Annotated in this window: 25 protein-coding genes and 2 pseudogenes; 7 read left to right on the forward strand and 20 right to left on the reverse strand. The window is 69.8% G+C overall.

Features of this window, described 5'->3' with window-relative positions:
- Positions 1–13: 13 nt before the first annotated feature.
- The 18 genes from rplR to rpsJ form a co-directional block, all read right to left on the reverse strand.
- Positions 14–397 carry a 50S ribosomal protein L18 gene (gene rplR / locus ACWD01_RS12740; protein ID WP_100108608.1) on the reverse strand — a complete coding sequence of 128 codons (384 nt, stop codon included), beginning with the start codon at positions 395–397 and terminating at the stop codon, positions 14–16.
- Positions 398–400: 3 nt separating this feature from the next.
- A complete protein-coding gene (gene rplF / locus ACWD01_RS12745; RefSeq protein ID WP_005313535.1) occupies positions 401–940 on the reverse strand; it encodes a 50S ribosomal protein L6 in 540 nt (179 codons plus the stop codon).
- Positions 941–961: 21 nt separating this feature from the next.
- The gene (rpsH, locus tag ACWD01_RS12750) at positions 962–1,360 is read right to left on the reverse strand and encodes a 30S ribosomal protein S8 (protein ID WP_005313538.1); all 399 of its coding nucleotides are present in this window, start codon (positions 1,358–1,360) and stop codon (positions 962–964) included.
- Positions 1,361–1,580: 220 nt separating this feature from the next.
- Positions 1,581–1,766, reverse strand: coding sequence for a type Z 30S ribosomal protein S14 (locus ACWD01_RS12755; protein ID WP_003956452.1), 186 nt, complete (start codon positions 1,764–1,766; stop codon positions 1,581–1,583).
- Positions 1,767–1,771: 5 nt separating this feature from the next.
- Positions 1,772–2,329, reverse strand: coding sequence for a 50S ribosomal protein L5 (gene rplE / locus ACWD01_RS12760; protein ID WP_356898589.1), 558 nt, complete (start codon positions 2,327–2,329; stop codon positions 1,772–1,774).
- Complete coding sequence (rplX, locus tag ACWD01_RS12765) at positions 2,329–2,652, reverse strand: 50S ribosomal protein L24 (protein WP_159688581.1); 324 nt, start codon at positions 2,650–2,652, stop codon at positions 2,329–2,331. Before rplX ends, rplE begins: the two co-directional genes overlap by 1 nt.
- Positions 2,653–2,654: 2 nt before the next feature.
- On the reverse strand, positions 2,655–3,023 hold the full coding sequence (rplN, locus tag ACWD01_RS12770) for a 50S ribosomal protein L14 (RefSeq protein WP_003956455.1): 369 nt from the start codon (positions 3,021–3,023) through the stop codon (positions 2,655–2,657).
- A 109-nt stretch (positions 3,024–3,132) separates the two neighbouring features.
- Entirely contained in the window at positions 3,133–3,417 is a 285-nt protein-coding gene (gene rpsQ / locus ACWD01_RS12775; RefSeq protein ID WP_005313575.1) for a 30S ribosomal protein S17, read from the reverse strand.
- Entirely contained in the window at positions 3,417–3,641 is a 225-nt protein-coding gene (rpmC, locus tag ACWD01_RS12780) for a 50S ribosomal protein L29 (RefSeq protein WP_142214203.1), read from the reverse strand. The genes rpsQ and rpmC overlap by 1 nt, the downstream gene beginning before the upstream one ends.
- Positions 3,641–4,060: a 50S ribosomal protein L16 gene (rplP, locus tag ACWD01_RS12785; RefSeq protein ID WP_005313579.1), complete on the reverse strand. Its 420-nt coding sequence runs from the start codon at positions 4,058–4,060 to the stop codon at positions 3,641–3,643. The genes rpmC and rplP overlap by 1 nt, the downstream gene beginning before the upstream one ends.
- Positions 4,061–4,065: 5 nt before the next feature.
- Positions 4,066–4,905 (reverse strand): 30S ribosomal protein S3, encoded by an 840-nt coding sequence (rpsC, locus tag ACWD01_RS12790; RefSeq protein WP_451160976.1) that lies wholly within the window; start codon positions 4,903–4,905, stop codon positions 4,066–4,068.
- Positions 4,905–5,252: a 50S ribosomal protein L22 gene (gene rplV, locus ACWD01_RS12795; protein ID WP_004571827.1), complete on the reverse strand. Its 348-nt coding sequence runs from the start codon at positions 5,250–5,252 to the stop codon at positions 4,905–4,907. The genes rpsC and rplV overlap by 1 nt, the downstream gene beginning before the upstream one ends.
- Positions 5,253–5,294: 42 nt before the next feature.
- Complete coding sequence (gene rpsS, locus ACWD01_RS12800; RefSeq protein WP_264246576.1) at positions 5,295–5,576, reverse strand: 30S ribosomal protein S19; 282 nt, start codon at positions 5,574–5,576, stop codon at positions 5,295–5,297.
- Positions 5,577–5,588: 12 nt separating this feature from the next.
- Entirely contained in the window at positions 5,589–6,425 is an 837-nt protein-coding gene (rplB, locus tag ACWD01_RS12805; protein WP_356898592.1) for a 50S ribosomal protein L2, read from the reverse strand.
- 52 nt (positions 6,426–6,477) lie between these two features.
- Complete coding sequence (gene rplW / locus ACWD01_RS12810; RefSeq protein ID WP_356898593.1) at positions 6,478–6,801, reverse strand: 50S ribosomal protein L23; 324 nt, start codon at positions 6,799–6,801, stop codon at positions 6,478–6,480.
- The gene (rplD, locus tag ACWD01_RS12815) at positions 6,801–7,454 is read right to left on the reverse strand and encodes a 50S ribosomal protein L4 (protein WP_451160979.1); all 654 of its coding nucleotides are present in this window, start codon (positions 7,452–7,454) and stop codon (positions 6,801–6,803) included. Before rplD ends, rplW begins: the two co-directional genes overlap by 1 nt.
- 5 nt (positions 7,455–7,459) lie before the next feature.
- Positions 7,460–8,104: a 50S ribosomal protein L3 gene (gene rplC / locus ACWD01_RS12820; protein WP_356898595.1), complete on the reverse strand. Its 645-nt coding sequence runs from the start codon at positions 8,102–8,104 to the stop codon at positions 7,460–7,462.
- 14 nt (positions 8,105–8,118) lie between these two features.
- Positions 8,119–8,427 carry a 30S ribosomal protein S10 gene (gene rpsJ, locus ACWD01_RS12825; RefSeq protein ID WP_003948644.1) on the reverse strand — a complete coding sequence of 103 codons (309 nt, stop codon included), beginning with the start codon at positions 8,425–8,427 and terminating at the stop codon, positions 8,119–8,121.
- 657 nt (positions 8,428–9,084) lie between these two features.
- Between rpsJ and ACWD01_RS12830 the strand changes: the two genes are divergently transcribed.
- Entirely contained in the window at positions 9,085–9,543 is a 459-nt protein-coding gene (locus ACWD01_RS12830; RefSeq protein ID WP_451160981.1) for a hypothetical protein, read from the forward strand.
- Here ACWD01_RS12830 and ACWD01_RS12835 read toward each other — a convergent pair.
- Both ACWD01_RS12835 and ACWD01_RS12840 read right to left on the reverse strand, forming a co-directional pair.
- The gene (locus ACWD01_RS12835; protein WP_451160983.1) at positions 9,532–9,756 is read right to left on the reverse strand and encodes a DUF397 domain-containing protein; all 225 of its coding nucleotides are present in this window, start codon (positions 9,754–9,756) and stop codon (positions 9,532–9,534) included. The two genes, ACWD01_RS12830 and ACWD01_RS12835, sit on opposite strands and share 12 nt — an antisense overlap.
- A pseudogene (locus tag ACWD01_RS12840) lies at positions 9,753–10,504 on the reverse strand (DUF5753 domain-containing protein). Before ACWD01_RS12840 ends, ACWD01_RS12835 begins: the two are co-directional and overlap by 4 nt.
- 157 nt (positions 10,505–10,661) lie before the next feature.
- Between ACWD01_RS12840 and ACWD01_RS12845 the strand changes: the two are divergent.
- The 6 genes and pseudogenes from ACWD01_RS12845 (at position 10,662) to ACWD01_RS12870 (ending at position 19,680) form a co-directional block, all read left to right on the forward strand.
- The gene (locus ACWD01_RS12845) at positions 10,662–11,120 is read left to right on the forward strand and encodes an ATP-binding protein (protein ID WP_451160985.1); all 459 of its coding nucleotides are present in this window, start codon (positions 10,662–10,664) and stop codon (positions 11,118–11,120) included.
- A 104-nt stretch (positions 11,121–11,224) separates the two neighbouring features.
- A pseudogene (locus ACWD01_RS12850) lies at positions 11,225–12,111 on the forward strand (hypothetical protein).
- 86 nt (positions 12,112–12,197) lie between these two features.
- Positions 12,198–12,431 (forward strand): hypothetical protein, encoded by a 234-nt coding sequence (locus ACWD01_RS12855; protein WP_451160987.1) that lies wholly within the window; start codon positions 12,198–12,200, stop codon positions 12,429–12,431.
- Positions 12,432–12,577: 146 nt separating this feature from the next.
- Positions 12,578–14,212: an RNA ligase family protein gene (locus tag ACWD01_RS12860; protein ID WP_451160989.1), complete on the forward strand. Its 1,635-nt coding sequence runs from the start codon at positions 12,578–12,580 to the stop codon at positions 14,210–14,212.
- 2 nt (positions 14,213–14,214) lie between these two features.
- Positions 14,215–17,028: a poly(A) polymerase gene (locus ACWD01_RS12865; protein WP_451160991.1), complete on the forward strand. Its 2,814-nt coding sequence runs from the start codon at positions 14,215–14,217 to the stop codon at positions 17,026–17,028.
- 447 nt (positions 17,029–17,475) lie between these two features.
- The gene (locus tag ACWD01_RS12870) at positions 17,476–19,680 is read left to right on the forward strand and encodes a PIG-L family deacetylase (protein ID WP_451160993.1); all 2,205 of its coding nucleotides are present in this window, start codon (positions 17,476–17,478) and stop codon (positions 19,678–19,680) included.
- The last annotated feature ends 3 nt before the right edge of the window (positions 19,681–19,683 follow it).

The raw sequence follows: 19,683 nt of genomic DNA on the forward strand, positions 1-19,683 counted from the left end.
CCGGAACCGGGGCTCAGAACTTCAGCCCGGCCTCGCGGGCGGCGTCAGCCAGAGCGGCAATGCGCCCGGCGTACCTGTTGCCACCACGGTCGAACACGACGGCCTCGACGCCGGCGGCCTTGGCGCGCTCGGCGACCAGGGAACCGACCTGCTTGGCCTGGGCGCTCTTGTCGCCCTCGCCACCACGGATCGAGGTGTCCAGGGTCGACGCCGACGCGAGCGTGTGGCCCGCGATGTCGTCGATGACCTGAGCCACGATGTGGCGGTTGGAACGCGTCACGACCAGGCGCGGACGCTCCGGCGTACCGGAGACGTGCTTGCGGACGCGGATGTGGCGGCGCTTGATGGCGGCGCGCTTGTACGCGTCGCCCTTGGCAATCTTCACACCGTATGCCATGGCTTACTTACCCGCCTTTCCGACCTTGCGGCGGATGACCTCGCCCGCATACTTCACGCCCTTGGCCTTGTACGGGTCGGGCTTGCGCAGCTTGCGGATGTTCGCGGCGACCTCGCCGACCTTCTGCTTGTCGATGCCCTCGACCGAGAACTTGGTCGGCGACTCGACCTTGAAGGAGATGCCCTCGGGCGCCTCCACCAGGATCGGGTGGCTGTAACCGAGCTGGAACTCCAGGTTGGAGCCCTTCGCGGCCACGCGGTAACCGACACCGCTGATCTCGAGCGCCTTGGTGTATCCCTGGGTCACACCGGTGATCATGTTCGCCACCAGCGTGCGGGACAGGCCGTGCAGGGCCTTGTTCTGACGCTCGTCGTTGGGACGGGTGACGTTGAGCACGCCCTCCTCGCCCTTAACAATCTCGATGGGCGCTGCGACGGTGTGCGTGAGGGAGCCCTTCGGACCCTTCACCGCGACCGTGCGGCCATCGATGGTGACGTCCACACCGGCGGGAACCTGGATGGGGAGCTTGCCGATTCGCGACATTAGCTTTTCCTCCGTTCCCGACTACCAGACGTAGGCGAGGACTTCCCCACCCACGCCCTTCTTCTGTGCCTGCTGGCCGGTCAGGAGACCGTGGGACGTGGAGATGATCGCCACGCCCAGGCCGCCGAGAACCTTCGGCAGATTGGTGGACTTCGCGTAAACACGCAGACCCGGCTTGGAGATGCGCTTGATGCCGGCGATCGAACGCTCACGGTTCGGGCCGAACTTCAGCTCCAGGACGAGGTTCTTGCCGACTTCGGCGTCCTCGACCTTCCAGCCGGTGATGAAACCCTCCTGCTGGAGGATCTCTGCGATGTGCGACTTGATCTTGCTGTGCGGCATCACCACGGAGTCGTGGTACGCCGAGTTCGCGTTACGCAGACGCGTCAGCATGTCTGCGATGGGATCAGTCATGGTCATGAATTGGCCTTCGGCCTCTCTCGCCGGGGTTTCCTGTATGCGCCATCCCTCTCCCCGCTCAGAGGCGGGACGGGTGCGGCACGGGGACCTACGGCGTAGTAAGTCGTACGGGCGGCAGACGCCCAACCCTCCTAGCCTAAGCCATGGAGAGAAGGGCCCCTGCCAACCCTCTGCTTACCGAGAGACTCCGGTCATCCCTGACGTCCAGAGGACGGAGGGACTACCAGGAGCTCTTGGTCACGCCCGGCAGCTCGCCACGGTGAGCCATCTCACGAAGGCACACGCGGCACAGGCCGAACTTGCGGTAGACGGAGTGCGGACGGCCGCAGCGCTGGCAGCGGGTGTACGCACGCACACCGAACTTGGGCTTACGAGCAGCCTTGGCAATGAGAGCCTTCTTCGCCATCTCGCTTACGCCTCCTTGAACGGGAAGCCGAGGTGACGAAGGAGCGCGCGGCCCTCAGCGTCGTTGGTCGCCGTGGTGACCACGGTGATGTCCATACCCCGGACGCGGTCGATCTTGTCCTGGTCGATCTCGTGGAACATGACCTGCTCCGTGAGACCGAAGGTGTAGTTGCCACGGCCGTCGAACTGCTTCGGCGACAGACCGCGGAAGTCGCGGATGCGCGGCAGCGCGAGCGACAGGGTGCGGTCCAGGAACTCCCACATGCGGTCACCGCGGAGGGTGACGTGGCAGCCGATCGGCTGCCCCTCGCGCAGCTTGAACTGCGCGATGGACTTGCGGGCCTTGGTGACGGCCGGCTTCTGACCGGTGATCGTGGTGAGGTCGCGAATCGCGCCGTCGATCAGCTTGGAGTCGCGGGCGGCGTCGCCCACACCCATGTTGACCACGATCTTGACGAGGCCGGGGACCTGCATGACGTTCTCGTAGGAGAACTCCTCACGCAGCTTGCCCGCGATCTCCTCGCGGTACTTCGTCTTCAGACGCGGAGTGGTGGTGGTAGCCATCAGATGTCCTCACCCGTCCGCTTGGCAACGCGGATCTTGTTGCCCTCGTCGTCGAAGCGGAACCCGACGCGGGTCACGACCTTCTTGCCGTCCTTCTCCACGACGAGCTGAACGTTGCTCACGTGGATGGGGGCCTCGGTCGTGACAATGCCACCGGTCTGCGAACCACGAGCGGTCTGGCCGGCCTTGGTGTGCTTCTTGACCCGGTTGACACCCTCGACCAGGACGCGGTCCTCGCGGGGGAAGGCCTGAATGACCTTGCCCTGCTTGCCCTTGTCCTTACCGGTGATGACCTGTACCAGGTCGCCCTTCTTGATCTTCATGCTTACAGCACCTCCGGCGCGAGCGAGATGATCTTCATGAACTTCTTCTCGCGCAGCTCACGACCCACGGGGCCGAAGATACGGGTGCCGCGAGGGTCGCCGTCGTTCTTCAGAATGACGGCGGCGTTCTCGTCGAAGCGGATGTACGAGCCGTCCTGACGACGACGCTCCTTGACGGTGCGAACGATGACCGCCTTGACGACGTCACCCTTCTTCACGTTGCCACCGGGGATCGCGTCCTTGACGGTGGCGACGATGACGTCACCGATGCCCGCGTAGCGGCGACCGGAGCCACCGAGAACACGGATGCAAAGGATCTCCTTGGCACCAGTGTTGTCGGCGACGCGCAGTCGCGACTCCTGCTGGATCACGTCTATCTCCTGATTGTCTGCCGGTTCCCGGCGGGGGCCGTCCTCTTTATGAGGACGGGCCCCCACCGAGCCTGGCGGAACGAACTCGAAGGGTTACCCCTTCAAGCAATTACTTGGCCTTCTCGAGGATCTCGACGATGCGCCAGCGCTTGGTCGCCGACAGCGGACGCGTCTCCATGATGAGGACGCGGTCGCCGACGCCGGCAGCGTTCTGCTCGTCGTGCGCCTTGAGCTTGTTGGTACGGCGGATGACCTTGCCGTACAGCGCGTGCTTCACGCGGTCCTCGACGGCGACGACGACGGTCTTGTCCATCTTGTCGCTGACGACCAGACCCTCACGGGTCTTGCGGAAACCGCGGGCGGTCTTGTCTTCTGTCACGTTGCTCTCGCTCATCAGGCGCTCTCCACCGTCTCGATGCCCAGCTCGCGCTCACGCATCAGGGTGTAGATCCGGGCGATGTCCTTGCGGACGGCCTTCAGCCGGCCGTGGTTCTCGAGCTGACCGGTCGCCGCCTGGAAGCGGAGGTTGAACAGCTCTTCCTTGGCCTCGCGGAGCTTGGCAACAAGCTCCTCGTTGCCCAGCTCACGCAGCTCGGATGCCTTGGTACCGGTCGACATCACGCTTCACCTGCCTCGCGCTTGACGATCCGGCACTTCATCGGCAGCTTGTGGGCCGCGCGAGTCAGAGCCTCACGTGCAATCTTTTCGTTCGGGTAGGACAGCTCGAACATGACCCGGCCCGGGTGCACGTTCGCGACCCACCACTCGGGGGAACCCTTACCGGAACCCATGCGGGTCTCGGCGGGCTTCTTGGTCAGCGGGCGGTCCGGGTAGATGTTGATCCAGACCTTGCCGCCACGCTTGATGTGGCGGGTCATCGCGATACGAGCCGCCTCGATCTGGCGGTTGGTCACGTACGCCGGAGTCATGGCCTGGATGCCGTACTCGCCGAACGCAACCGTCGTACCGCCCTTGGCCATACCGCGGCGCTTCGGGTGGTGCTGCTTGCGGTGCTTGACCCTACGGGGGATCAGCATTTCGGTCAGGCCTCCGTTCCGGTGCTCTCAGCAGCCGGAGCAGCGGCGGGAGCGTCGGCCTTGGGGGCCTCGGCTGCCGGCGCGGACTGCTGCGGCTTGCGACCGCGACCGCCACGCTCGCCGCCACCGCGGCCACCACGGCCGGCCGGGCGGTCAGCGCCACCACGGGCCGGGCGGTTGCCGGCACGGGCAGCGGCGTTCTCGGCGCGGACCTCGGCGATGTTCTTGACGTCGCCCTTGTAGATCCAGACCTTCACGCCGATGCGGCCGAAGGTCGTCTTGGCCTCGAAGAAGCCGTACTCGACGTTCGCGCGCAGCGTGTGCAGCGGCACACGACCCTCGCGGTAGAACTCCGAGCGCGACATCTCGGCGCCGCCGAGACGGCCGCCACACTGGATCTTGATGCCCTTGGCGCCGGCCTTCATCGTCGACTGCATGCTCTTACGCATGGCGCGACGGAAGGAGACGCGGGAGGACAGCTGCTCGGCAACGGCCTGGGCCACGAGCTGAGCGTCGACCTCGGGGTTCTTGACCTCGAGGATGTTCAGCTGCACCTGCTTGCCCGTGAGCTTCTCGAGGTCGCCGCGGATGCGGTCTGCCTCGGCGCCACGGCGGCCGATGACGATGCCGGGACGCGCGGTGTGGATGTCCACCCGCACGCGGTCACGGGTGCGCTCGATCTCAACCTTCGAGATGCCGGCGCGCTCCATGCCGGACGTCATCATCCGACGGATGGCGACGTCTTCCTTGACGTAGTCCTTGTACAGCTTGTCGGCGTACCAGCGGGACTTGAAGTCCGTGGTGATACCGAGCCGGAACCCGTGCGGGTTTACCTTCTGGCCCATTACCGGGTTCCTTCCTTGCTGCTGACGACCACGGTGATGTGGCTGGTCCGCTTACGGATCCGGTAGGCCCGGCCCTGAGCACGCGGACGGAACCGCTTCAGGGTCGGACCCTCGTCCACGTACGCCTCGCTGATGACCAGCGAAGAGGCGTCGGTGTGGTCGTAGTTGTGCGCGGCGTTGGCAATGGCGCTGTCAAGCACCTTGCCGACCGGCACGCTCGCGGCCTGCGGGGCGAAACGCAGGACCGCCTGAGCCTCCGTGGCATCCATGCCACGGATGAGGTCCACCACTCGGCGGGCCTTCATGGGCGTGACGCGGATGTACCGCGCCTGGGCCCTGGCTTCCATGGTTGTCCCTTCGGTGTAAGTCATGAGTCGTTCCACCCCGCGCTAGCGGCGCTTCGACTTCCGGTCGTCCTTGACGTGGCCGCGGAAGGTGCGAGTCGGCGAGAACTCGCCGAGCTTGTGGCCGACCATGGACTCGGTGACGAACACCGGGACATGCGTCTTGCCGTTGTGCACCGCGATCGTGTGGCCCAGCATGGCCGGGACGATCATCGAGCGACGGGACCAGGTCTTGATGACGTTCTTGGTGCCTGCTTCGTTCTGCGTGTCCACCTTCTTGATCAGGTGGTCGTCGACGAAGGGCCCCTTCTTGAGACTGCGCGGCATCTAAACCCGCTCCTAGCGCTTCTTGTTCGTCTTGCGGCGGCGGACGATGTACTTGCTGCTCGCCTTCTTGGGAGAGCGAGTACGCCCTTCCTTCTGACCCCACGGGGAGACCGGGTGGCGACCACCGGAGGTCTTGCCCTCACCACCACCGTGCGGGTGGTCGACCGGGTTCATCGCGACACCGCGGACGGTCGGGCGGACGCCCTTCCAGCGCAGACGGCCGGCCTTGCCCCAGTTGATGTTCGACTGCTCGGCGTTGCCGACCTCGCCGACCGTGGCGCGGCAGCGGATGTCGACCAGGCGAATCTCGCCGGACGGCATACGCAGGTGGGCCATCTGGCCCTCCTTCGCCAGCAGCTGCACGGAGGCACCCGCGGAGCGGGCGAACTTCGCGCCGCCGCCGGGCCGCAGCTCGATGGCGTGGATGGTCGTACCGACCGGGATGTTGCGCAGCGCCAGGTTGTTGCCGGGCTTGATGTCGGCGCCGGGGCCGTTCTCAATCCGGTCGCCCTGGCTCAGGCCACGCGGGGCGATGATGTAGCGCTTCTCGCCGTCCGCGTAGTGCAGGAGCGCGATGCGCGCGGTGCGGTTGGGGTCGTACTCGATGTGCGCGACCTTCGCCGGGACGCCGTCCTTGTCGTGACGACGGAAGTCGATCACTCGGTAGGCGCGCTTGTGGCCGCCGCCCTGGTGACGGACGGTCACACGACCGGTGTTGTTACGGCCGCCCTTGCTGTGCAGAGGGCGGACCAGCGACTTCTCCGGCGTGGACCGCGTGATCTCGACGAAGTCGGCGACGCTGGAACCACGACGGCCCGGAGTCGTCGGCTTGTACTTGCGGATACCCATTGTCTCTCAGTCCTCGGAAACTATTCCGAAATCTGGACGATCTCGACCGCCGTCAGGCGGTCGGACCGCCGAAGATGTCGATACGGTCGCCCTCGGCAAGGGTCACGATGGCGCGCTTGGTGTCAGCGCGCTTGCCGAAACCGGTGCGGGTGCGCTTGCGCTTGCCCTGACGGTTGATCGTGTTGACCCCGGTGACCTTGACCGAGAAGACCGCCTCGACGGCCTGCTTGATCTGGGTCTTGTTGGAGCCGGGCGCGACGATGAACGTGTACTTGTTCTCGTCGAGCAGGGCGTAGCTCTTCTCGGAGACCACGGGCTTGACGAGAATGTCGCGCGGGTCCGTGAAGGTCTTGCTGGTGATCGTGGCCTCGGACATCAGGCCTCGCTCCCTTCGGTGTCGTTGGCGGCCTTGGGGCCGGACACGAAGGTCTCGAAGGCGGCCTGGGTGAAGACCACGTCGTCGGAGACGAGCACGTCGTACGTGTTCAGCTGGCCCGGCTCCAGGAGGTGCACCTGGGGCAGGTTGCGGGCGGACAGCCACGCGGCCTCGTCAGCCCGCTCGACGATCAGCAGCACGTGCTTGCGCTCGCTGATCTTGCCGAGCAGGGTCTTCGCGGCCTTGGTGGAGACCTCGCCCTCGACCACGCCGGTGACGACGTGGATGCGGGAGTTGCGGGCCCGGTCGGTGAGGGCACCGCGCAGGGCGGCGGCCTTCATCTTCTTCGGGGTCCGCTGCGAGTAGTCACGCGGCACGGGGCCGTGGACGACGCCACCGCCGGCGAACTGCGGCGCACGGGTCGAACCCTGGCGGGCGCGGCCGGTGCCCTTCTGGCGGTACGGCTTCTTGCCACCACCACGGACCTCGCCACGGCGCTTGACCTTGTGCGTGCCCTGACGGGCAGCGGCCAGCTGCGCGACGACGACCTGGTGGATCAGCGGGATGCTGACCTTGGCGTCGAAGATCTCGGCCGGGAGCTCAACGGTCCCGGACTTGTCGCCTGCGGGCGACAGAATGTCAATGGTGCTCATAGTCCTCAGGCCCCCTTGGCCGCAGTGCGGACCAGGACCAGGCCGCCGTTCGGACCGGGAACTGCGCCCTTGATGAGGAGCAGGCCCTTCTCCGCGTCAACGGCGTGAACGGTCAGGTTCTGGGTGGTGACCCGCTCGTTGCCCATACGGCCCGCCATGCGGAGGCCCTTGAACACACGGCCCGGGGTGGCACAGCCACCGATGGAGCCGGGAGAGCGGTGCTTGCGCTGGGTGCCGTGACCGGCGCCGAGGCCCTTGAAGTTGTGACGCTTCATGACACCGGCGAAGCCCTTGCCCTTGCTCTTGCCCGTGACGTCAACCTTGACGCCGGACTCGAACACCTCGGCAGTGATCTCCTGGCCCAGCGTGTACTCGCTGGCGTCAGGGGTGCGGAGCTCCACCAGGTGGCGGCGGGGGGTCACGTCGGCCTTGGCGAAGTGGCCCTTGAGGGGCTTGTTCACCTTGCGAGGGTCGATCTCGCCGAAGGCGATCTGGACCGACTCGTAGCCGTCGATGTCGTTCGTACGGACCTGGGTGACGACGCAGGGCCCGGCCTTGACTACGGTCACCGGGACGACACGGTTGTTGTCGTCCCAGACCTGGGTCATGCCGAGCTTCTCGCCCAGGACGCCCTTGATCTGCTTAGCCATCTCTTCCGCGCCTCTCAGAGCTTGATCTCGATGTCGACGCCGGCCGGAAGGTCCAGGCGCATCAACGAGTCAACGGTCTTGGGCGTCGGGTCGAGGATGTCGATCAGGCGCTTGTGCGTGCGCATCTCGAAGTGCTCGCGCGAGTCCTTGTACTTGTGCGGCGACTTGATGACGCAGTACACGTTCTTCTCAGTGGGCAGCGGCACCGGGCCTGCGACCGACGCACCAGTGCGGGTCACCGTCTCGACGATCTTCTTCGCCGACGAATCGATGACCTCGTGGTCGTAGGCCTTGAGCCGGATGCGGATCTTCTGTCCCGCCATGGCTACTCAGTAGTCCTTTGTCTAGTGAAACGCTCTGGAACCCGGAGGGTCTTGCTCTCTTCATCCGACCCACGCGGTCGGGCGTGTCGCACTCCCTCTACGCAGATCTCCCGAAGGATTTCCCAACCAAGGGGGTGCGGCCATCGGCCGCGTATCGGGGGAAGAGCTCCCGCCGAGTGCCTGGCCGGTACCCCGCTGACACTTCCCGGAAGATTCCCGTACGTCCGCCCCGGTCTCTCCATCTGGAGAGGCGTGGAGCGACGAGTACTGTGGGACTCGCTTCCGGTCCTCCCGGCGGGAGGCGCGCAGCATCGGCACGCAACCGAGCAACCCGGACAGTCTGCCACACGGTCCCTCGCCCTGGCCAATCGAGCCCAGAAGAGTACCCCGCAGGGGTTGATCGTCAAACTGCGGCACGCACGCCCACGCTCCGGACGATCATCAGGTCCGGGTCACCGTGCCGCACTGCTCGGGACCGCCTCGCAGGCCCTCGCTGCGGTCGTACCGGTCATCCGACGGCCCCGTCCGCTCCGGCTCCCCGATCCGGTCCGCCATGAATTCCGGCTGCAGACGCGTGGTGGTGCCAGCGTGCACATTCCACGAGGCGCGGCCTAAGCTCGCAGGTCGATCTTCGATTCATCGATTCACGGGGGACCCATGCGCAAGACACTCACCACGACCACCTTCGTCCTGGCCGCGGCGCTGCTGACCGGTTGCGGGAGCGGCGACGGCGGCGCGGACGACAAGGCCGCGGGCAAGGAGTCCCCCGCCGCCCAGCAGACTGAGAAGCCCGAGGACTCCGGGGAGCGCATCACGGGCGAGGGCACGCCGCACGAGGTGACCATCGAGGTGCTGGGCGAGGGTGAAGCCAACGTCATGTGGACCCTTGACGAATCGGGCTTCGAGAAGATGGACCTCCCCTGGAAGAAGACGGCCACCATTGCCGCCCGCGGCGCGGAGCAGAAGGTGGGCCGCCTGGTGATCGTCACACCCGGCACGATCATGGGGACCGGCGGCAAGCTCGTCGCGGCGAAGTGCAAGATCATGGTCGACGGCAAGGTCGTCGCCCAGAGCGCCGACGACTCGGGCAAGCCCTGCAAGCACCTACTGAAGTGACGCCGGTAGCTCCGACGCGTACGCCACGAACGCCGCCCACGCGGCGGACGTGACAGCGAGACGCGGCCCGGCCACGCGCTTGGAGTCACGGACGCGGACCGCGTCGGGGGCGGGGGCGACCTCGAGGCAGTCGGCCTCGCTGCCGTTGCCGCTGTAGCTGCTCTTTCGCCACTCCTGCGCGAAGCCACCGTCCGCAGACTTGTTGCGGATCATGTCTCTCCCAGCACTTGCTCGATGAAGGCCAGCGACTCCCGTGGGGCGAGAGCCTGGGACCGGATGATGCCATACCTCAGTTCGAATGAAGCTGTTTCGGGTCGGAAACCGGGCGTCCGTTGAAGGCTCCTTCTGAGCGGCCCACCGCCGTGCCGTCGCCGAACTTCAGGACCTCGATCCCGCCGTCCACTCCGGCGTGCTCCTCGCACTCGTTCAGCATCACCTGCAGGGTGACACTGCGCAACTGGCCTACTTCCAGGAGACGTTCGAGCTGCCGCCGTAGGACAGCCCTTCCGCCGAGCGGGCGCCGCAGTCTCGCCTCCTCCAGAACGAAGCTGAGCACCGGGGCTGGGGAGCGGTCGAAGATCGACCGGCGGGCCATGCGCCCGGCCACCGCCCGCTCGATCTCGTCCTCTTGGTACGGGGGCTGGCGCATCCGGAAGAGCGCGCGGGCGTACTCCTCGGTTTGCAGCAGGCCGTGCAGATCGTGGCTTCCGTAAGCCAACAACTCAACGGTCTTGGCCTCCATGCGCGCCAGATCACGGACCTTCTTCGGGTAGCGGACCTCCGCGACGTCCTTCTTCATCGCGGCGATCAGACCGCCCGCCCGCATACCCGCCGCCTCGCGGCGCAGCCGCAACTGGCGGCCCACCGCGGCGACGACCGCCGCGCCCGACTCGTCGTCCGGATCGACCTCCCAACCCGGCTCGTCCGCCTCCGCATTGACCCCGCCCGTTTCCACCGACACCCGCACCCACCTCCGACGTGCTGCCGTACCTGGACGCCCCCTTACCCGTACCGCTGCCCCGGACAGGCCCGACAGCGCCGGACAAGCCTCGGACAGTCACCGTACGTACGCGGTTCGTCACTGTTCAGCGTAGGCGCGGTCCACCACGCTGAGTGACGTGAACGAGAAGACCACCCAACTCACCTCTCCCACCCATCACTTCACGGTGATCCTGTCCCCGACGCCTCGCGGGGTGCGTCTCGCCCGGCTGCTCACCGTCGCGCAACTACGCAGCTGGGACATGCCGTCCGGCGTGACGGAGGCCGCCCAGCACGTCGTCGCCGAGCTTGCCGCGAACGCCTCCACCCACGGCCGGCTGCGCGGTAGGGACTTTCTCCTCGCGCTGTTCACCACCGCGGGCGACCGGGCGCTGCGCATCGAGGTGACCGACACCCGTGGCGACCGTCTGCCGAACCTCGTGCCCCGCCCACCGGCAGCCGACGAGGAGTCCGGCCGCGGCCTGCTGCTGGTCGAGGCGCTGTCCGACCGCTGGGGCGTGATGCCGGGACCGGTCCCGCGCAAGACGGTGTGGGCGGAGCTGGAGCTCGTACGGGAGGCAGATCACTCCTCCGGGTGAAGGTCCCCAACTTGACGCTTTGCAGGCCGCTTTGGCTACCTACGCTCGACATGGAGCACTTGCCAATGGCATGTGCCAGAAATGCGCCTCAGGTAAGGACCCGCATGGTCAGTTCGCCCCATGAGGCGATGCACCGCATCTTCCAGGAGTACCCGGAGCTCTTCTACGGGCTCTCCGAGGTGCTCGGCGTCGCCTTCCCCCACCCACGTCCGTCACCGTCCTGCCGACGGACCTCACCGAGAACAGGCCGGTCGAGCGCCGCGTCGACACGCTGTTACGTCTGGAAACCGAGGACGGAGACCTGATCCTGGCAGTCGAGGCCCAGGGCAAGAAGGACCCCGTCAAACCGGCCGGCTGGGCCTACTACGTGGCGTACCTGCTGAACAAGTATCGAATGCCGCCCCTGCTCCTCGTCGTCTGCCAGGACCGCGCCACAGCGGAGTGGGCAGGGCGGCCGGTCGACTTCACGGCAGCGGGGTGGCCGTCCCTCACCGTGCGTCCTCTCGTGATCGGCCCGCACAACATGCCCCTCATCACGACCACGGCCGAGGCCCGTAAGGACCTGCCACTCGCCACCCTGGCCGCGATCACACACGGCGCGGGTTCGGCAGCCGGAACCATACTGAAGGCGTTGACCGGCGCGCTGCGGGAGACCCGGGACGACATCCGGTACCCGTTGATGGAATTTGTCTCACAAGGGCTGGGCACACTGCCGGCCGCAGAGCTATGGAGGAAACTGGTGGCCGTGGACCTCTCTTTCTACAAGTCGCCCATCTCCGAAGAACTCCGAGACGAAGGCCGCGCGGAGGGCCGCGCGGAGGGCCGCGCCCAGGACATCCTGTTCATCCTGGGGCGGCGCGGTGTCGATGTCCCGGACGACGTCCGCGAGCGCATCACCGGCTGCGACGACAGCGAGGTGCTGCTCCACTGGCTCGACCGGGCCCTCACCGTTTCCTCCGTCGAGGAGATCTTCACCGGCGACGGCATCTGATGGCCGACGAAGCCGTCGTCCCGGCCCAAGACTCCTGTCCGGACTCGGGCACAGTCCTGACCCCGTTGGAACAGTGGAGGGACCTGGTGGTCCGTGATCTTTCGTTCTACAGGTCGGCGCTCTCGGAGGAGATCCGGGCCGAAGGCCGGGCTCAGAGCCGCGAGGAGAGCATCCTGCTCGTCCTGAGACGGCGCGGCATCCACATCCCGAAGGAGACCCGCGACCGCATCGGCGGCTGCCACGACCCGGAGATCCAGCGTCGCTGGCTCGTCCGAGCCGTGACCGCCCCGACGCTCGAGGAAGTCTTCGCGGTCGAGTAAGCCCGGTTCGCAGCAGGAGCCACCGGGCGTGGCGGACAACGACCGACCCGATGTCGCGGCCTCAGGGGCCGCGATATCGGGTCGCTCCTTTTCTTTGGCGCTCCTACAGTGACCGGGCACATCATCGACACGGGGGCTCGGTCATCATGCGCACGCACTATCCGCGGACCAGGCATCTGCCGTGGTCGCCCGGGGCGACGGCGGACGATGTCCGGGTCACCGATCTGTCCGGGCTGCGCGGCCGGGAAGTCGTCGTCACGGAGAAGCTGGACGGGGAGAACACCACCCTCTACCGGGACGGGCTGCACGCGCGGTCGCTCGACTCGGCGCATCATCCGTCCCGTGCGTGGGTGAAGGCGCTGCAGGGGCGGACCGGGCACCACATCCCCGAGGGCTGGCGCGTGTGCGGGGAGAACATGTTTGCCCGGCACTCGATTGCGTACGACGACCTGGACAGCTACTTCTACGGCTTCTCTGTGTGGGACGAGCGCGGCCGGTGTCTGGACTGGGACCGCACCGTCCTGTTTCTGCGGCGGCTCGGGATTCCCGTACCGAGTGTGCTGTGGCGCGGCACGCTCGACGAAAAGGCGCTGCGGGCGCTGAAGTCGGACCCCGCGCGCCAGGAGGGATACGTCGTCCGCACCACCGACGGCTTCGCGGCCGAGGAGTTCGGGCAGCGGGTCGCCAAGTGGGTACGGGCCGGGCATGTGCGGACCGATACGCACTGGATGCACGCCGCCGTCGTCCCGAACGGCCTCGGCCCCGGGGCCGCGCTGTGGGACGTACGGTCCGGCGGGCCCGTCGACGTGACGGCGCTGGGGGACGGGGACGCCGAGGCCGTCGCGCGGCTGGATCTCGGCGGGCGGACGGGGGACGACCGGCTCGCCGGCGTGCTGGCCGCGCTGCTGCACGGCGAGCACCGGGCGGCGCTCGCACCCAGGCTGGCCCCGTCGCTGGGGATGCCGCTCGCCCGGCGCGTCGCCGACCTCGTCGGTCTGCACACGGCGCTGCACCGGCCGTACCCGGACGAGGAGCGCCGGGCGGGACTCCTGCAGATGTCGTACGCCGCCGACCTCGGTGTCCTGCACGCCGTCGCGGCGGCGACAGCGCGGACGGCCGAGGCCCACGAGCAGGTGGCCTGGTCATGTCTCCACGCCGACGAGGTCGAGCCGCCGGCCGGCCTGGCGGACGCGTTCGCCGACCTGCCGGAGCCCGCCGCCGTCCGCTGCCGGGCCGAAGCACGCCAGGCGTACGCGGACGGGCGGATCGGCAGCGCCGAAGAGGCCGTCGCCGCGACCTGGCGGTGGCGGGAAGGCGACTTCCCGAGCCTGATCCATCTGGTCGGCCCGTCCGGCAGCGGCAAGAGCACCTTCGCGCGGAGTCTCGAGGGGACCGACGCGTACGTCTCCCTCGACGATCTCCGCGCCGCCCGCGGCTCCCGCGCCGACCAGAAGGCCAACGACGAGATCCTGCGCACGGCGCTCGGCCGGCTTGACACCGCCCTGGCCGCCGGCGGCACCGTGGTGTGGGACGCCACGTCGCTGAGTCCGCGGCAGCGGTCCCTGGTCCACGCGGTCGCCCGCCGCCGCGACGCGCTGACCACCCACGCCGTGGTGCTGGTCGCCGAGGACGAGCTGGTCCGCCGCAACGAGAAGAGGGAGCACCCCGTACCCCCGCAGGTGCTGACCGCCCAACTGCACCGGTTCGTGCCGCCGTACCCGGGCCAGGCGCACCGCACCTGGTACATCGGGGCGAGCGGGACCGTAGAGGAGGAGGCGTAGCCGTGCGTACCAGCGAGGAGATCTACCACCGGGTCCGCTGGGACGCGCGTTTCGACCCGGCGCGCTTCGTGGTCGGCGTGCGACGGCGGGAGGCCCCGCCCAAGCGGATGCCGCTGTCGGCGTTCGAGCCGGGCGGGGACATCCCCTGGCACCGGGTGCTGTTCTTCGAGGCCGACGGCGAGGTCGTGTGGGACCGCACGACGGGCGTCGACCGCATCGACGACACCGAGGCCGGGCGGGTCCGGGAGGCGCGGCGGCTGCGGGCGCCGTTCTTCGGCGCGCGGACGCCGTACATGTGGGAGCACGACGCCTGGGTGCCGGCGCACGCACCGCGGGGCACCGCGGGCGGGCTGCGCGTACTGACCTGGAACACGCTGTGGGACCGGTACGACTCCGACCGCCTCGACACCGCCGTGCGCCGCCCGCTGCTGATCGACGCCCTGCGCGAGGCCGACGCGGACGTCGTCGCGCTCCAGGAGGTCGAGCCCGCGCTGCTCGTCATGCTGCTCCGGACGCCCTGGGTGCGGGAGTCGTACACGCTGGCGACCGATCCGGCCGGCCGGGACGTCGACGAGTGCGGGCTGCTGCTGCTCAGTCGGCTGCCGGTCCGGGAGGTGGGCCATCATGTCCTCGGCCCGCACAAGGCCGTCACCGCGGTCCTGGTCGACACCGCCACGGGGCCGGTCACGGTCGCCGCCACGCACCTCAGCAGCGACCACTCGGACGACGGCGCGGCCCGGCGGCAGGCCGAACTGGCGCGGATCGCCGAAGGGTTGGCGGGCCTGGAGGGGGACGTGGTCCTCGTCGGGGACTTCAACGACGGCACCGGCGCCCCGCAGACCACGCTCGGGATGCGCGACGCGTGGAGCGAGGTGCACGGCCCGGCCGACACGACCCCCACCTTCGACCCGGCCGCCAACCCGCTGGCCGCCGTCTCCTCCCTCACCGGGCGTGCGGGGCGGCTGGACCGGGTGCTGCTGCGGGCCGACGGGCTGGTCGTGGACTCGGCGGCCCTGCTCGGCGACGTCCCGACCGCGCGGGGGCTCTACGTCTCCGACCACTACGGCGTGGTGGTCGGGCTCGGCGCGGTGCACGAGGGGAGCCGGGTCCTCGACGTACGGCCGACGGCCCGTACCGCCGTGGCATGGGTGCCGCCCGCCGAGCTGTGGCCGCCGGTCCAGGAGATCCGCCGGGAGCACGACCCGCAGATCCACCGCTGGCCGCCGCACGTCAGCGTGCTCTTCGGTTTCGTACCGGAGTCCGACTTCGAGGCGGCGGCGCCGCTGCTGACGGAGGCGCTCTCCCGGACCGCGCCCTTCACCGCCCGGCTGGAGGGCGTCCACAGCTTCGGCCACCGCGACGACGCGACGGTGTGGCTCGACCCGGCGGCGGACGGCGACCGGCCGTGGCAGGAGCTTCGGCACGCCCTGGAGCAGCGGTTCCCGCGGTGCCGGGGCCGCCGTGAGGGCTTCACCCCGCATCTGAGCCTGGGCCGGACGAAGGACCCGCAGCCGCTGACGGCCGCGTGCGCGACCCGGCTGCCTCCGCTCGCCGCCGACGTGGGCGAGCTGGTCCTTCTCTCGCGCCGCGGCGACGAGCCGATGCGGGTACGGGCGACGGTGGCGCTGGGCACGGGCGAGGTGCGCTGGGTGCCGGACGAGGCACCGCCGGCGCGTGAGGACGGGGACGCGTCCGGTACGGCGGAGCGCGTGGCGGAGGCGCTGGCCGAGGGGACCGTCCATGTCGTCGGCTCGCGGCGGATGGGCTGCGCGCTGCCGGGCGCGGACCTGGACCTGGTCGCGGCACTGCCGAACGCGCCCGGACTCGCGGACGTCCGCGCCCGGTTGACGGCCGCGCTGCCCGGGGCGACGGACGTACGGGAGGTGGTCGGGGCCCGCGTCCCCGGGGTGCGGCTGAACGCCGGCGGCCTCGGCGTGGACCTGGCCGTCGTCTCCACCGGCGCGGTCGATCCGGCCGAAGCGGTCGCCCGGCGGGCCGAGTTGGGCGAGGACGCGGCGGTCGCGCTGAGCGCGGTGAGCGACGCCGACGCGCTGCTCGCCGCGGTCGGCGACCGCCACGCGGCGTTCTCGCGGCTGGCGCGCGACGTCAAGGCTTGGGCGAGGGCCCGCGGCCTGGACTCGGCACCGTTCGGCGGGCTGCCGGGCCTCGCGTGGTCCGTACTCGCGGCCCGTACGGTCCGGGAGACCCATGACCTGCGCTCTCCCACCCCGCTCCGCCAGTTCTTCGCGACGTGGGCCGCCTGGGACTGGCGCGAGCCGGTCGGCGGCGCCGCGCCCCGCCCCGATCTGCCGGTCACGATCTGGACCCCGACCGAGCCGGTACGCCCCTGCTCCGAACAGGTCACGGCGGGTATGCGGGACCTGATCGGCCAGGAGCTGTTCCGCGCCTGGGAGCTCCTGGAGTCCCCCTCCCCCGCCGAACCACTGCTCGCGCCGCCGCCGTTGCACCGCCGCCACGCCGCCTGGGCGGTCGTGACCGTGGCCGACCCTTCGGAGGAGGGCCGGGTCCGCGGCCGGATGCGCGCCCTCCTGTCGGCGCTCCCCGAACCGGGCGTCCACGCCTGGCCCCGCCCCTTCGCGCACTCCCCCACCCGCTACGCCATCGGCCTCGGCCCGACCCCGCCGGACGCGGCCCGGCTCGCGGAACGCGCGGCCCCGTGGCTGCGGGGACTGGCGCACACGACGGTGACGTACGCACCCGGCGGCGAGGTCCCGACCCCGGAGTGCAGGCCCCTTCCTGCTCCATTCACCGCACGTCCGGACCATTGTGCGGAGCCTCCGGCTCCGGCTCCGTGAACGACAACCGCGGGGAGGGGCTGTGGCCCCCGGAGGCCACCCGTGTCCCCGGTTCGCCGGTCGTCCCACCTCGGCCGGCAGCCAGAGCGGCACAGAAACCGACGCGGGTGGTCGGGCGGGCCGTGGCCGCGCCGCTCTGCTGGTCTCGACCGTCACAGGCGGCGCACGGGTCTGCACCAGCCGCCCGAGGCGATGGGGTGGGCCGCCGGGACCAACGGCGATGCCTTCGGGATCACACTGCCGCTGCCCTGAGTACTCCCCGCCCGGCGGGAGCCCGCTGCGGTCGAACAGGAACCGAACTGGCAGGCAACCCCTGGCGTCCGTCTCCCGTCTAGTTGATCGCGGTGCGCCGGCCTCGACCAGTCGGCCCGCCGGCCTGGGGAGATCACGGTACGCAGACGGGGGCGACGCCCGGCCGCTGCGGGGGAAGCGGACGGAGCGGGACACGTGGGTGACAGAGCTGTGTCAGGGCCGGCCCCTGCCCCGAACCGGCCCCGGCGGCGCAGTGTCGTCGCGGCCGCGGCCGCCCTCGCGGCCTCCGCCTCCACCGCGCTCGTCTCGTGTTCCGTGCCGGCGCCGCGGCGTACCGGACCCGTCGCCGATCCCGCGCCCGGTATGCCGATCGCCACCTCACGGCGGGCGCAGCTGATGCAGCTGCTCGCGCACCCGGACGACGACCTGTACTTCATGAACCCGGACGCCCGGCTCATGCTGGACTCCGGGGTTCCGCTGGTCTGCGTCTACGTCACGGCCGGCGAGCACAACGGCATCAACCGGATACCCGGGCGGGCCGCCGCTCCCGCCGACAAGGGCGCCTACTCGTCCGCCCGGCACCAGGGCCTGCGCCAGGCGTACGCGACCCTGCTTGGCCTGGACAGGTTTACGGACTGGCACAAGGGCGTCGCCACGCTCCGCGGCGACCGGCGGGCGGAGATCAACACGCTCGCCGACGGCAACCGCCGCGTGGAGCTGATCTTCCTCAATCTCTCCATGCACAGCCCGCGCCGCTGGACGGCCCTGCCCAGCCTCTGGCACGACCGCGCGCTGAGCGTGCGGACGGCGGTCGCCGACGACTCTCCCGTCCGCCGGGCCGACAGCTACGACTACGACGAGCTCATCGACGTCCTCGTGGGCCTGATGGAGCGGTACCGGCCGACCGTGATCCACACCCTCGACCCGGATCCGGACATCCAGTTCAGCGACGAGGCGACCCGTAAGCGGGACAGCGAGCAGCCCGGCTACTCGGACCACGCCGACCACACCGCCGTCGCGTCCTTCAGCTGGGCGGCCATGGTGCGCTGGGTCGCCGAGAGCACCAGGGACGGCGGCGGGATACCGGCCTTCGTCACCACCTCGTTCCGCGGCTACTACAACCGCCACTGGCCGAAGAACCTGCCGCTGCCGGTCCTGGAGCGGAAGGCGTCGCACCTGGTCCCGTACGGCGGTGACCCCGACTGGGAGTGCGGCAACAGCGGGGGCTGCGGCGACTACAGCGTCGGCGGCCGGCGGCCCCTGACCAACAGGAAGGGCTGGGTGCGCTCGACCCATCGCCGCTACCCCGGCGCACGCGCCGCCGTCGCCACCGACCCGGACGGCCGGCTCGTCGCCTACGGGGTGCTCGGGCTGCGGGCCGTGCGCTGGCGGGAGAGCCGGCCGGGCAGCGGGAACTGGGACGAGCCGGACGACCTCGGCGGCGGCCCGCTCGCCCCCGTACTGGGGACGGCGGCCCTCGCGGACGGCCGCCGGCTGGTCTTCGGGCTGCGGTTCGCGGAGATCAGCGGGCACCGAGGGGGCAACTCCCGGGAGATCGTGCTGCTGGAACAGCGCGCCCCGGGCGGGGAGTTCCACGCCTGGCGGGGGCTGGGGAACCCGGAGCGCTCCGACAGCCGGGGGCGGCGTATCGGTGTGCCGGTGGCGGTCACCGCGCCCGACGGGCGGGTCCATCTGTTCGTACGCGACGCCGACAAGGGCGTGAGCACCCGGGTCCGTGACGCCGACGGCGGCTGGAGCGACTGGCGGGCGCTGGACGGTCACGCCGAGGTCCAGGACGGTCTGACCGCCGTGGTGGACGGCGCCGGGCGGGTCCACCTCTTCGGCACGGGCCGCGACACGGTCCACCACTGGACCCAGGACGCACCGGGCGAGCCGATGCGCCACCGGCCCGCCGGCCGGCTCCCGGCCGCCGTGGACCGGCCGGCCGTGCTGACGGAGCCCGGGCCGGACGGCTCCGTACGGCTGCTCTACCGGACGGAGGCCCCGTGGCGGCGTGAGTCGCCGACGGACTCGCGCGGCAGCGCGTCCCCGCGGGCGGCCCTGTTCACGGCGGAAGGCCGACGGCTGTCCGCCGGCTTCCGCCTCGACGGGTACGGACCGCTCACCGCCGCGCCGGTCCCGCCCGGCACGCGGCGGGACGCCGGTACGCCGGACGGGGGCGGCGGGTCGTACGGCCATGTGCTCGTGGGGCGGGATCTGCGGGGCCGGGTCCAGGTGCACCACGAGGGCCTGCTGCTGACCCGTACCACCGGCCCCGTGCCGCTGGACACGCCGACGCCGGCCGTCACACCCGCCGGGCCGACGCTGGTGGGCATGGGACCGGACGCCCACCCGTGGACCTGGTCGCCCCGCGCGGGGGCGGCGGCCACGACGGGCTAGTAC

This window comes from Streptomyces sp. NPDC002835 (assembly GCF_053591995.1).